Raw genomic sequence first — 12,120 nt, forward strand, 5'->3', positions numbered from 1 at the left:
TATCTTTAACGCACCTCAATATCTCGTTCAGCAGCAATCATCATTTCTTGTTCATCGAAAATAATACTCGCTGGTTTGCCTTTTTCGATGCGATGAATGGTGATGCCATTTTCTAAAGAATTATCTGAATTTGCCACAGCCGCAAAACTTTTCCAACAATCACTATTATGCGTGGTAGCAAAAACTTGCACATTCAATTTTTTGGCGACTTGACAAATAATCGTCCACATATCTACCATCACACTATAATGGAGTCCAGTGTCAATTTCATCGACTAATAAAACCCCATCTTTTACATTCACAATTGCTAATATTAAACCTAATATGCGCCAAATACCATCGCCCATGCTACCAATGGGAACACGCTGTTGACCAATCCGAACCACAAACCCACTTCTAGACCCTGAGTAATAAGATTGCTTAGAAGCGATCGGGGCAATGCGATCAATGCCCGGTTCAATTTTCCGAAGTGCTTCTATAATCACATCTTCTTCTGGAGTTAAAACAACTTGATCAAATAACTCCATCATCTTGTTTGCTGTCAAAGAATACGATTTCACAAATTCGGTTTTGATTCTAAATTATCGATGGTTTTTAATAATGTTATTATAGGGTGCGGATATCAATTCTTGATTTTCAGATAAATCAATGATTAATTTTTATATTCTGGATCTGTCTTCAAACTATTCTAGAAATAATTAAAAATTTAATGATGTTTTTTTCGTGTTTTGTTTATCATAAAATCGCTTAGATTGCTTGACAAAAACAACTAGCTTATTCTTAGGGTTGTTTTTAGAGGCAACTACAGATATTTTTGATTTTTCGTTAATTTCGTGATTATAAAATAAATGACGAATATCTATTGTTTTATGTTTTTCGTTTGGGTTGATTATCTGATCGTTTAAATTATATTCGCCTCTGTCTATCATTAGTTCACATAAAATCTCTAAGTCATCACGAGAATAAAATAGCTGAATAGCTTATAAAATTGAGGTTTTTCCGCTATTGTTGGAGCCAACTAATAAATTAACTTGACCCAGTTGCTCTAGGCGGAAAGATTCAAAACATCGAAAATTTTTGATTTCTAGGGACTTTAACATAATCGATCGAGAAGAGAACTAGAAAAAATGATAGCATTGATTAGGCGTAGCAGTAAAATGACGACTTGATTGGCGCGGTAAGCGAAGCTATTCCGAAGGAAATCGCCCATAAAACATCTACAAAAATCTTAACAAAATATTATCTTTTGAAATCTCCAGAATCAAATTATATGTTTTCAGCTAAAATAAAAGATTGCCGAAATCAATAATTAGCATTATGAGCAAGGGAACACTTTTCGACAAAGTTTGGGATCTACATACCGTTGGCACATTGCCCTCTGGACAAACTCAACTATTAATTGGCTTACACCTGATCCACGAAGTCACCAGCCCGCAAGCCTTTGCCATGTTGCGGGAACGGGGACTCAAAGTGATGTTTCCAGAGCGAACCGTTGCCACTGTAGACCATATTGTACCCACAGAAAACCAGGCCCGTCCTTTTGCCGATACCTTGGCAGAAGAGATGATGCAGGCATTAGAAAAAAGCGCCCAAGAACATGGGATCACTTTTTATAATGTCGGTTCTGGTCATCAAGGAATTGTCCATGTGATCGCCCCGGAACAGGGCAGAACCCAACCGGGGATGACGATCGCCTGTGGAGATAGTCACACTTCCACCCACGGGGCTTTTGGCGCGATCGCCTTTGGCATTGGCACCAGCCAAGTGCGGGATGTCCTCGCCTCCCAAACCCTAGCCTTAGATAAACTCAAAGTGCGGAAAATCGAAGTTAACGGCAACTTGCGACCGGGAGTTTATGCCAAAGATGTCATCCTGCACATTATCCGCAAACTCGGAGTAAAAGGCGGAGTCGGATACGCTTATGAATACGCGGGCAGCACATTTGAGCAAATGTCGATGGAAGAACGGATGACCGTTTGCAATATGTCCATCGAAGGGGGTGCTCGCTGTGGCTACATCAACCCGGATCAAGTCACCTTTGACTATTTGCAAGGGCGACAATTTGCTCCCAAAGGGGCAGACTGGGATAAAGCCGTAGCCTGGTGGCAGAGTATTCGCTCTGACGCCGATGCGGAATATGATGATGTAGTAGTCTTCAATGCTGAAGAAATTTCCCCCACCGTCACCTGGGGCATCACTCCCGGACAAGGCATAGGCGTTGATGAAACCATCCCCACCCCCGACAGCTTGCCCGAAGACGAACGCTTAGTCGCCCAAGAAGCTTATGAATATATGAAACTGCAACCAGGGCAACCCATCAAAGGCACTCCTGTAGATGTCTGCTTTATTGGCAGTTGCACCAATGGACGGATTAGCGACTTGCGCGAAGCCGCCAAATATGCCCAAGGTCATAAAGTCGCCCCAGGAGTTAAAGCCTTTATTGTCCCCGGTTCTGAAGAAGTGAAACAGCAAGCGGAAGCGGAAGGACTGGATCGCATCTTTGAAGAAGCTGGGTTTGAATGGCGCAATGCCGGATGTTCCATGTGTCTAGCCATGAACCCAGATAAACTTCAGGGGGATCAACTCAGTGCTTCTTCTTCTAACCGCAATTTCAAAGGTCGTCAGGGGTCATCGTCAGGACGGACATTATTAATGAGTCCGGCAATGGTCGTGGCAGCAGCAGTTAATGGCAAGGTTTCTGATGTGCGCGAGTTGTTGAATTAGCGTTGAATTAGCATTAAGTTAATGGGTAATGGGTCTAAAATGCCATTACCCATCAATAAACTGCAATCATCAGCACAATTGAGGAATATCCCATGACCCAAACTCCCCTAAAAATTGACAAACCTAGGGCTTTTCCCGACCATACTCAACTACCCGATGAAGATGGTACATTTCGGCAAAATTTTCAAGAACATCCTCAAAGTATAATTCTCACTGATTCCATTGGCCCAGTCTTACAAACAGTCCACCCCGAAGGAGACTATTGCATCGGACAAGACTGTGGTATTTATTGGCGAGAAACTGACCCGCCACGTTCAAAATTTTTTGTGGGGGGTGCCATTGCCCCGGACTGGTTTTATGTGGGTAATGTCCCTGCGTTATTAGATGGACAAATCCGCCGTTCTTATGTACTCTGGCGTGAGTTAATGGCACCGTTAATTGTCCTAGAATTTGCCAGTGGAGATGGGGCAGAAGAAAGAGATAAAACTCCTTTATCTCTTTCTAATACTGAAACCGTGACCAATCCGGGAAAATTTTGGGTTTACGAGCGGATTATTCGAGTTCCTTACTATGGAATTTATGAAATAAAAACTGGTCGTTTGGAAGTTTATCATCTGAGAGATTTAACTTACCAAAAATTAGCCCCCAACGATCGCGGACATTATCCTATTTACCCCCTGGGTATAGAACTAGGACTCTGGCAAGGTTCTTATCAAAATCAAGAACAACTTTGGTTGCGTTGGTGGGACAACGAAGGCACTTTGTTATTAACAGGTCACGAACGCGCTGATTTAGCAGAATATCGGGCTGAACAGGAAAAACAACGGGCTGAACAGGAAAAACAACGGGCCGAATTAGCGGAACAAAAAGCCGCTAAACTTGCGGAACGTCTCCGAGAAATGGGCATTGACCCAGATATGGTTTAAAGTAAACTTTGGACTTGCCCAAAACATCCATATTAATTTGTAGGGGCAATCCGATGGCGGTGGTTGCCCCAATCCCCCCTAGTTTGAGTCCACGGGTAGGGTGGGCAAAATTTTGCCCACCCTACTACCAACAAACAACCAACAACAAACAACCAACAACGAACAACCAAGAACAAAGAACAACTAAAAAAAGGACAGAAAATTATGAGTAGTGAAGTAATCAAAATTTCCGGTCGGGGAATTGCCTTGGTGGGCAATGATATTGATACAGACCGGATTATTCCTGCCCGGTTTTTACGCTGTGTCACCTTTGATGGATTAGGGGAACAAGTGTTTAAAGACGATCGCACCCAAACTCAGGGAAACCATTCATTTGACCAACCCCAATATCAAGGGGCAAATCTATTAGTGGTTAACGGTAATTTTGGCTGTGGTTCTAGCCGGGAACACGCCCCACAAGCGATCGCCCGTTGGGGAATTCAAGCCTTAATTGGCGAAAGTTTTGCGGAAATTTTCTTTGGTAATTGTGTAGCAATGGGGATTCCTTGTGTCACCGCTGAACCAGCAATTGTCAAAGCATTACAAGAGGCGATCGCGGCTAACCCCCAAACTCCCATGACCTTGGATTTAGACACATTAGAAGTCACATTAGGCGATAAAAAATATCCCGTTTCCTTAGCTGCTGGCCCCCGGCAAATGTTTATCAGTGGCACATGGGACAGTTGCGGACAACTGATCCAATCAGCAGATAAAATCCGGGAAACTGCGGCTAAATTGCCATACTTATCTTTTGCTTAAACAAAAGAAACCGGGTTTCTGGGTTTTCTAGGGAATAAGATACCCCCAACCCCCCTTAAAAAGGGGGGATTAAGAAATTAAAGAAACCCGGTTTCTGGGTTGTCTAGCGATCTCCCCTGTATAATATATATATGTGTTATAATATATTCCGATCATTTGTAGGAAATAATTATGCTTAATATTGAACAAATCCAAAAAGATATTAATGAATTACCGGAAGAAGCGCAAACATTACTCATCGATTTTATTGATGTATTAAAAAAACGCTATTCTTTAGCTGAAAAACAAGAGGTTAAATCTCACCCAACTCTTAGCGTTCGATCTAGTACCTTAGACATTCTCAAAGAATCTGGATTAATCGGTTGTATTAGTGCAGAATCAGAACTTTATACGAATTATAAATCTGTAATCCGAGAAGGATTAAACTGTAAATATGAATGATCATCGTTGATACAGGATTTTGGGTTGCTTTGTTTAATAATAAAGACCAATATCATCAAAGCGCCCAAGACAGTTTAGCACAATATCCCCATGAACCTTTAATCACAACTTGGTGTGTTTTAACAGAAACTTGTCATTTACTTTTACAACGTTCTTCAAATACATACCAAGGAGTCCAAAAACAGATTAAATTAATCAATATTTTTAAACAATATCCCCAGCTTCGCTAACACAATCAACCTGTTAGACAATGGTAGGGTGCGTTAGGCGGCTGGTTTTTTCAGTAATTTTGATTAGACATTTAACGCCGCCGTAACGCACCTATTTTGATTGAATTATTTCCCAATATTATCCCAATAATTTAAATCTATTTCGGTGCGTTACGGTGAGCCAGTGCGGTCTTGGGGTCTCCCCAAGTACAGCAACTGACGAACCCGTAGGGCGAACCCGGAGGGCTCGAATTTTAGTTCAGTAAAGCAAGAAACCGGGTTTCTGGGTTGTCTACTTCTTTCTTGCTTCCATCCGCTGCCACCATCCGTTAACCCATCCGTTGCCCATCCGTTGCCTATCCGTTAACCCATCCGTTGCCCATTCGTTGCCCATTCGTTGCCTATCCGTTAACCCATCCGTTGCCTACCACCAAAAAAAATAGCCAGCTTTTTCGTAAAGAAATAAAATCAAAGTGGAGTAATGATTAATACTTAGTACCCCTGTTTTGCTTTACATAACTTAATATTTTCGGGTTCATATTTTCAGGAGGCAGGTTCCATGACGTTCCGAGGCAAATTATTCACCCAACTATTCGCAGGATTGACGGGATTCACCGTCGCCGTAGCCACTACAGTAAATCTGCCTACGGTGGCACAGCAAAACCGCCGCTTTTTTTGCGGCACCGATTTTAGTCCCACTCACGGTACCGTCCCAGCCACGATCGCCCGGACTGAACGCGGCCCAGTTCCAATGATTCACTGGGTTTCTGATTGGATTAAAGATCCGAAGTGGACGCCACAAACCCGCTGCGAAGCAGTGGCCGATCGCTTTCAACGCTACCACGATAATGGCACTCTGAAATATATGCGAACCGGCAACAGCGGCAATTATCCAGTGATTTGCATTGCCAGTATCAAGGGGGGGAACTGTCTCCAAGAAGATATTCTCGTTACTTTAGAACCTGGTACTAATGCCAGTGATGTTTTGCAGCAAATGACTGACTTGCGGCGGCGCGTGGGTAAGCCATTAGAATTGAGCGATGATTTATTCTTCTATGTTGATGGGGAAGCCTACATCAATATGGAAGTGTTTCTGGAACAAGGGCACACCCATGAAGAATTAGAAGAACTTTGGTAATGGCAGTTTTAAACGCAACGTGGCGATTTACTGGAAGGAGAAATTACCGCCCATGAGTGCGATCGCCCTAATCACGAGTTTGCTGCTCACCTTGCCAGGAGATATGCCTCGGAAAACCCCAGAGTTGATATCCGTAAAAGCAGATCCTCCCTTGCTAGTAGTGGATCGATTGCAGCAGCAAGCCTGGGCTATTACCATCAGGGTGTTATCTACGAGTCCCCTGGGGTCGGGATTTGTGATTCAAAAGCAAGGGTCAGTTTATACCGTAGTCACAAATCAGCACGTCCTCCGAGGGGGCAAACCTCCCTATCGCGTCCAAATGCCCGATGGTCAGATATATCTTGCGGATGTGGTGACGGGGGTTGATTTATCGGCGTATGATTTGGCCTTATTGCAATTTCGCAGCCCGAATGTGGTCTATGCAGTGGCCCGGTTGCCTACCCCCCCAACCCCCCCTTATCAAGGGGGGGCGAGGGGGGGTTTGTCCGTCGGGGATGAGGTATTTGCGGCAGGGTTTCCGGCTAGGCAAATTCTTTCCGACCCTCTAACTCCCCCCTTATTAAGGGGGGTTGGGGGGGATCGGCAAGGTTGGGAAGAGATCCCCCCCAACCCCCCCTTTTTAAGGGGGGGCTTAAAACCAACTCCCCCCTTATTAAAGGGGGCCTTCCCTCTAACTCCCCCCTTATTAAGGGGGGGCTTAAAACCAACTCCCCCCTTATTAAAGGGGGGCTTCCCTCTAACTCCCCCCTTATTAAGGGGGGTTGGGGGGGATCGGCAAGGTTGGGAAGAGATCCCCCCCAACCCCCCCTTAAAAAGGGGGGGCTTAAAACCAACTCCCCCCTTATTAAAGGGGGCCTTCCCTCTAACTCCCCCCTTATTAAGGGGGGCTGGGGGGGATCTCCCAGGTTTTGCTTTCCGACCAGGGCGAATCACTCTAATATTAGATCGGCCCTTAGAAGATGGCTATCAAATTGGCTCAAATAATGATGTAGAAAAAGGGATGAGTGGTGGGCCATTATTAAATAGTCGCGGGGAAGTAGTGGGAATTAACGGAATACACGCTTATCCTCTGTGGGATGCAACGGAATTATATGCGGATGGGTCGGAACCTTGCCCCCCGTTACAAGATTTTATTGCGCGATCGAGTTGGGCAATTCCCATTGAGGTATTATCCACCGTTGTTGCTAAAACCGCTGATAATTCGTTTCCTTTGTTATTAGAAGATTTGGCATTTCCCGCGATCGATGAAAGTCAACAGCGTTATACCCCCTATTTTATTTTGCAAATGCAATTAGCCGCCGAAGCCGCAAAAAATTGTGTACCGTAGGGGCCAAGCATTCGCGCCTTGATCTCAAGGAAAAAACAACCATACTTATACGCGAATGCTTTGCCCCTACCAGAAAAAAACGATTTATATTATGTAGGGGCCAAGCATTCGCGCCTTTATCTCAAGGAAAAAACGACCATATTTATACGCGAATGCTTTGCCCTCACCCCCTAGAAAAAACGATTTATATCATGTATGGGCCAAGCATTCGCGCCTTTATCTCAAGGAAAAAACAACCATATTTATACGCGAATGCTTCGCCCTCACCCCCTAGAAAAAAACGATTTACATCATGTAGGGGCCAAGCATTCGCGCCTTTATCTCAAGGAAAAAACGACCATATTTATACGCGAATGCTTTGCCCTCACCCCCTAGAAAAAAACGATTTATATTATGTAGAGGCCAAGCATTCGCGCCTTGATTTCAAGGAAAAAACGACCATATTTATACGCGAATGCTTCGCCCCTTGATCTCAAGGAAAAAACGACCATATTTATACGCTCTTGAGAAAGCCCTTCCTGAGCGTTAACGATCAATCCTTCATTGGTGGCGTCAGGGCGAAGCATTGGCGTATAGATATAGTCGTTTTTTCCTGGAGATAAAGGCGCCAATGCTTCGCCCCTACATTTTTTGCTGATTGGCGTTATAAAATAAATTTAAAATAAATTATCGGATCTCCTGTCGCCAATAGACTCGGTGAGGGCGAAGCATTGGCGTATAGATATAGTCGTTTTTCCCTTGAGATAAAGGCGCCAATGCTTCGCCCCTACATTTTTTGCTGATTGGCGTTATAAAATAAATTTAAAATAAATTATCGGATCTCCTGTCGCCAATAGACTCGGTGAGGGCGAAGCATTGGCGTATAGATATAGTCGTTTTTTCCTGGAGATAATGACGCCAATGCTTCGCCCCTACATTTTTTCCTTAGACTCGGTGAGGGCGAAGCATTGGCGTATAGATATAGTCGTTTTTTCCTGGAGATAAAGGCGCCAATGGACTCGGTGAGGGCGAAGCATTGGCGGATAGATATAGTCGTTTTTTCCTGGAGATAAAGGCGCCAATGCTTCGCCCCTACATTTTTTGCTGACTTGAGGTATAAAATAGGTTTAAAATAAATTATCGCCAACGAGAAATAACCAGCCAAATTATGAATTTTTCCCATCGATTCCCACCAGCTATCTTTGGCGCCGCAATGGTCAGCAGCACAATCGTAATGATGCAATTCGCGACACCCGTAGCCTTAGCCGCAGACGTGCAGCAAATTGCCAGAGAAATTACGGTGCGGATTGATGGGCCTGGGGCCGGGGGTTCGGGATTTATTGTTAAACGAGAAGGTAATACCTATACAGTTGCGACAAACTGGCACGTTGTAGATCGCGAAGGGCAATATACAGTTAAAACCGAGGATGGTCGAGAATATTCGGTTAGCCAAATCCAACAACTACCAGGGGCAGATTTGGCGGTGATGTATTTTACCAGTCCCCAGAGTTATCGAGTGGCAGAGTTGGGGAATTCAGATAATGTCAGTTTGACTCAGCCGATATATGTGTCAGGTTGGATGAATCCTTTGTCTGATGCAATTCGCCAACCAGCTTATAGTTTGATTCAGGGACAAATTACGGCAATCCAGTCACAAAATGATGGCGGTTATACTTTGGTTTATAACACCACTGGTAACTATAAAGGCATGAGTGGTGGCCCGGTATTGAATCAGGATGGTAAAGTCATCGGGGTGAATGGACAAGCGATATCGGATCCACGGATTGGCGTGGTGGGTTTATATCTGGGAATTCCGATTAATACTTTTGAACGGCTGCAAGCTAGGGTGTCTCGACCAAACCTTCAGCCAAGAGAAACGACTCAACCATCTAATACCCAAAGCGATCGGGCATTCTTAGAGCAGGGTAATGAACAGTATAATCGACAAGACTATGAAAGTGCTATTGCAAGTTACAACCAAGCGATTAGGATTAATCCTGAATTAGCCCTTGCTTACAACAACCGAGGTGCTGCCTACGCCGACCAAGGAAAATTAGACCAGGCGATCGCGGATTATAACCAAGCGATTAGGATTAATCCTGAAGATGCCGATGCTTACAACAACCGAGGTGCTGCCTACGCCGACCAAGGAAAATTAGACCAGGCGATCGCGGATTTTAACCAAGCGATTAGGATTAATCCTAATTATGCCGATGCTTATCATAATCGAAGTGTTGCCTACGAAAAACAAGGAAAATTAGACCAGGCGATCGCGGATTATAACCAAGCGATTAGGATTAATCCTGAAGATGCCGATGCTTACAACAACCGAGGTCTTGCCTACTACAGGCAAGGAAAATTAGACCGGGCGATCGCGGATTTTAACGAAGCGATTAGGATTAATTCTGAATATGCCGAAGCTTACAACAACCGAGGTCTTGCCTACTACAGGCAAGGAAAATTACCTGAATATGCCTCAGCTTACTACAACCGAGGTCTTGCCTACTCCGACCAAGGAAAATTAGACCAGGCGATCGCGGATTACAACCAAGCGATTAGGATTAATCCTGAATTAGCCCTTGCTTACAACAACCGAGGTCTTGCCTACTCCGACCAAGGAAAATTAGACCAGGCGATCGCGGATTTTAACCAAGCGATTAGGATTAATCCTGAATATGCCGATGCTTATCGTAATCGAGGTTTTGCCTACTACAACCAAGGAAATAACCGTCAAGCCCAGGAGAACTTCCGCAAAGCTTCTGAACTATATCAACGGTAAGGAAACTAAGAATGGTATCAAAATGCTTTGGAGAGAATTCGGGAATTAGAGTAATTGTTGTTGGTTGTTTGTTTTTTGTTGGTGGTTGTTGGTTGGTGGTTGGTGGTTGGTGGGATTAAGAAACCGGGTTTCTTGTTGGCAGAAAACAGATAACTTTGATATCCACGACATAAACCCGGTTTCTGGGTTGTTTATAAGTTTACTGTGGGGGTAAAGAAACCGGGTTTCTTGTTGGCGAAAAACCGATAACTTTGATATCCCGAAAAGAAACCCGGTTTCTGGGTTTGCGGGTGGAGGTTGAGAAACCGGGTTTCTTGTTTGCTTGTCACCGTTAACCCTTTGATTCACCACAGAAACCCGGTTTCTGGGCTTTAGCAGGTTGTCACATCCCTTGCCACAAATGAGCTAAAATAGTCAAAATGTCCAAAATAGTCAAAAACTATCACCATGCAGACTTACACCCTTAGCGAAGCCCGAAACCGACACGGGGAAGTCTTCGACCAAGCGGCCGTAGAACCCGTATTACTGACAAAACAATCTCGACCCAGCTATGTCCTCATGTCCGCAGAAAGCTATCAACAATTAATCGATCGCCTCACCCAACTAGAGGATATGCTGTTAGGTCAAACAGCAGAAGAGGCACGAAATCAATCTCAAATGGTTGGTACTGAAACCTTTACCAAAACTCTCAGGGAATTAGCCAATTAGCCAGCTAACACGATACAAACAGCATTGGTAGCATTGGTAGGTAGGGTGCGTTAGGCGCTAGAGTTATTTTTGCCGGAGATAGATAATTTTAAAAGCGCCGTAACGCACCAAACAATTAATATATTTATCCACCTTGGTGCGTTACGGCGGCGATTTTCGGCAAAGTTTCCAGAAATTGCCAATTATTTTCGCCGCCTAACACACCCTACCGCTACGATGGATCTACGATTTATTGAATATTTTTTTTCAGCCAATCCACAAAACCTACAAATGTCATTTCTTCGGTTAAGGTTAACTGAGTTTTATCTTCCCTATGAAGATGAGGAACATATTCCCCGGCATGAGTTCCAATTTCGCCATATTTTAGCCGAATAGCACGAGGATCGGGACTATTATCAAACCCCGCTTCGACTCGTTCTCCGAGTAAAACATAATACCGATACTTCCTCACTTCATCGCTGAATAACTCTGTCACCAACACCCGATACAAACCATATTTACCTTGAATCCGTAAAATTGCCCTGGCTGGAGTCATATCAGTAATAAATTCCACGGATTCAAAGGTGGCTTTTGCCAAAACAATTACATCGTTAAAATAGTCTGCAATTTGATTGTCCAATCTTCGATTCCTTTGTAACAAAATTCCCAATCAGCCAAATCAATTTCCCATAGTTTATTTCCATCCGCCTCTATTTTCTCAATCCAGGCTTCATCTTGACCAATGCGTTGGGCAAAAGTGGGATAATCAATGCCATATTTAGCGCGATATTTAGCCTCATTTTTCTTCAATTCGGCTACTTTTGCGGTAATCTGGGAAATCGCATAACATTGAACCGCTAAATCTATCGCTGCTTGCACATCACCCAAAGCCGTCAGTATCTCAATATATTCATCTTTAACTGATACGGTGGTCATAGTCCTTAATATTCAGTAAAATTGACCAAAATCATCTTGACCGCGTTGCTATATCACAGTATAGCATGAAACCAAAGATATCTGGTAGGGTGCGTTAGGCTCTAGAGTTATTTTTGCCGGAGACAGATATAAAAGCGTCGTAATAAAACCAGAAACCGGGTTTCTTGAAGAAACCC

The 12,120-nt window shown here is 43.9% G+C and carries 15 protein-coding genes; 9 read left to right on the plus strand and 6 right to left on the minus strand.

Going from position 1 to position 12,120, the window contains the following annotated elements; genetic code table 11:
• Window positions 1–5 precede the first annotated feature (5 nt).
• Both ABWT76_RS29000 and ABWT76_RS29005 read right to left on the minus strand, forming a co-directional pair.
• Window positions 6–530 carry an ATP/GTP-binding protein gene (locus tag ABWT76_RS29000; protein ID WP_242049660.1) on the minus strand — a complete coding sequence of 175 codons (525 nt, stop codon included), beginning with the start codon at window positions 528–530 and terminating at the stop codon, window positions 6–8.
• Between the two features lie 450 nt (window positions 531–980).
• A complete protein-coding gene (locus ABWT76_RS29005) occupies window positions 981–1,100 on the minus strand; it encodes an AAA family ATPase (protein WP_072160761.1) in 120 nt (39 codons plus the stop codon).
• 217 nt (window positions 1,101–1,317) lie between these two features.
• Here ABWT76_RS29005 and leuC point away from each other — a divergent pair, with 217 nt between their 5' ends.
• The 7 genes from leuC to ABWT76_RS29040 all read left to right on the plus strand — a co-directional run bounded on the left by leuC (window position 1,318) and on the right by ABWT76_RS29040 (window position 7,563).
• Window positions 1,318–2,724: a 3-isopropylmalate dehydratase large subunit gene (leuC, locus tag ABWT76_RS29010; protein ID WP_190876835.1), complete on the plus strand. Its 1,407-nt coding sequence runs from the start codon at window positions 1,318–1,320 to the stop codon at window positions 2,722–2,724.
• Window positions 2,725–2,816: 92 nt separating this feature from the next.
• Window positions 2,817–3,650 carry a Uma2 family endonuclease gene (locus ABWT76_RS29015; protein WP_190876833.1) on the plus strand — a complete coding sequence of 278 codons (834 nt, stop codon included), beginning with the start codon at window positions 2,817–2,819 and terminating at the stop codon, window positions 3,648–3,650.
• A gap of 204 nt (window positions 3,651–3,854) precedes the next feature.
• The gene (gene leuD, locus ABWT76_RS29020) at window positions 3,855–4,448 is read left to right on the plus strand and encodes a 3-isopropylmalate dehydratase small subunit (RefSeq protein WP_190876831.1); all 594 of its coding nucleotides are present in this window, start codon (window positions 3,855–3,857) and stop codon (window positions 4,446–4,448) included.
• 171 nt (window positions 4,449–4,619) lie between these two features.
• Entirely contained in the window at window positions 4,620–4,889 is a 270-nt protein-coding gene (locus tag ABWT76_RS29025) for a DUF2281 domain-containing protein (protein ID WP_354635351.1), read from the plus strand.
• Window positions 4,886–5,119, plus strand: a complete 234-nt coding sequence (locus tag ABWT76_RS29030) for a type II toxin-antitoxin system VapC family toxin (RefSeq protein ID WP_231636782.1) — start codon at window positions 4,886–4,888, stop codon at window positions 5,117–5,119. Before ABWT76_RS29025 ends, ABWT76_RS29030 begins: the two co-directional genes overlap by 4 nt.
• A 538-nt stretch (window positions 5,120–5,657) precedes the next feature.
• Window positions 5,658–6,236: a COP23 domain-containing protein gene (locus ABWT76_RS29035; protein WP_354635352.1), complete on the plus strand. Its 579-nt coding sequence runs from the start codon at window positions 5,658–5,660 to the stop codon at window positions 6,234–6,236.
• A 19-nt stretch (window positions 6,237–6,255) separates the two neighbouring features.
• Entirely contained in the window at window positions 6,256–7,563 is a 1,308-nt protein-coding gene (locus tag ABWT76_RS29040) for a trypsin-like peptidase domain-containing protein (protein ID WP_354635353.1), read from the plus strand.
• An 811-nt stretch (window positions 7,564–8,374) separates the two neighbouring features.
• Here the strand turns inward: ABWT76_RS29040 and ABWT76_RS29045 are convergent.
• Complete coding sequence (locus ABWT76_RS29045; RefSeq protein WP_354635354.1) at window positions 8,375–8,785, minus strand: hypothetical protein; 411 nt, start codon at window positions 8,783–8,785, stop codon at window positions 8,375–8,377.
• Here ABWT76_RS29045 and ABWT76_RS29050 point away from each other — a divergent pair.
• Window positions 8,777–10,321 carry a serine protease gene (locus ABWT76_RS29050; RefSeq protein ID WP_190876825.1) on the plus strand — a complete coding sequence of 515 codons (1,545 nt, stop codon included), beginning with the start codon at window positions 8,777–8,779 and terminating at the stop codon, window positions 10,319–10,321. The genes ABWT76_RS29045 and ABWT76_RS29050 overlap by 9 nt on opposite strands.
• A gap of 191 nt (window positions 10,322–10,512) precedes the next feature.
• Here the strand turns inward: ABWT76_RS29050 and ABWT76_RS29055 are convergent, their stop codons facing one another.
• A complete protein-coding gene (locus ABWT76_RS29055; protein WP_156331611.1) occupies window positions 10,513–10,650 on the minus strand; it encodes a hypothetical protein in 138 nt (45 codons plus the stop codon).
• Between the two features lie 118 nt (window positions 10,651–10,768).
• On the opposite strand from ABWT76_RS29055, the gene ABWT76_RS29060 reads away from it, so the two are divergent.
• Window positions 10,769–11,029 carry a type II toxin-antitoxin system Phd/YefM family antitoxin gene (locus ABWT76_RS29060; RefSeq protein ID WP_054465509.1) on the plus strand — a complete coding sequence of 87 codons (261 nt, stop codon included), beginning with the start codon at window positions 10,769–10,771 and terminating at the stop codon, window positions 11,027–11,029.
• A gap of 229 nt (window positions 11,030–11,258) precedes the next feature.
• Here ABWT76_RS29060 and ABWT76_RS29065 read toward each other — a convergent pair whose 3' ends face one another.
• Entirely contained in the window at window positions 11,259–11,648 is a 390-nt protein-coding gene (locus tag ABWT76_RS29065) for a hypothetical protein (protein ID WP_054465510.1), read from the minus strand.
• Complete coding sequence (locus ABWT76_RS29070) at window positions 11,612–11,944, minus strand: hypothetical protein (RefSeq protein ID WP_054465511.1); 333 nt, start codon at window positions 11,942–11,944, stop codon at window positions 11,612–11,614. The genes ABWT76_RS29065 and ABWT76_RS29070 overlap by 37 nt, the downstream gene beginning before the upstream one ends.
• Window positions 11,945–12,120 lie beyond the last annotated feature (176 nt).

It is taken from the genome of Planktothricoides raciborskii GIHE-MW2, from assembly GCF_040564635.1.
GTDB classification, from domain to species: Bacteria; Cyanobacteriota; Cyanobacteriia; order Cyanobacteriales; family Laspinemataceae; genus Planktothricoides; species Planktothricoides raciborskii.

Excerpts from the sequence above, each read along its gene's own strand:
- ABWT76_RS29070 (WP_054465511.1), bottom strand. The coding sequence starts at position 11,944 with ATGACCACCGTATCAGTTAAAGATGAATATATTGAGATACTGACGGCT.
- ABWT76_RS29015 (WP_190876833.1), top strand. The coding sequence starts at position 2,817 with ATGACCCAAACTCCCCTAAAAATTGACAAACCTAGGGCTTTTCCCGAC.
- leuC (WP_190876835.1), top strand. The coding sequence starts at position 1,318 with ATGAGCAAGGGAACACTTTTCGACAAAGTTTGGGATCTACATACCGTT.
- leuD (WP_190876831.1), top strand. The coding sequence starts at position 3,855 with ATGAGTAGTGAAGTAATCAAAATTTCCGGTCGGGGAATTGCCTTGGTG.
- ABWT76_RS29025 (WP_354635351.1), top strand. The coding sequence starts at position 4,620 with ATGCTTAATATTGAACAAATCCAAAAAGATATTAATGAATTACCGGAA.
- ABWT76_RS29005 (WP_072160761.1), bottom strand. The coding sequence starts at position 1,100 with ATGTTAAAGTCCCTAGAAATCAAAAATTTTCGATGTTTTGAATCTTTC.
- ABWT76_RS29030 (WP_231636782.1), top strand. The coding sequence starts at position 4,886 with ATGATCATCGTTGATACAGGATTTTGGGTTGCTTTGTTTAATAATAAA.
- ABWT76_RS29035 (WP_354635352.1), top strand. The coding sequence starts at position 5,658 with ATGACGTTCCGAGGCAAATTATTCACCCAACTATTCGCAGGATTGACG.
- ABWT76_RS29000 (WP_242049660.1), bottom strand. The coding sequence starts at position 530 with ATGATGGAGTTATTTGATCAAGTTGTTTTAACTCCAGAAGAAGATGTG.
- ABWT76_RS29060 (WP_054465509.1), top strand. The coding sequence starts at position 10,769 with ATGCAGACTTACACCCTTAGCGAAGCCCGAAACCGACACGGGGAAGTC.
- ABWT76_RS29050 (WP_190876825.1), top strand. The coding sequence starts at position 8,777 with ATGATGCAATTCGCGACACCCGTAGCCTTAGCCGCAGACGTGCAGCAA.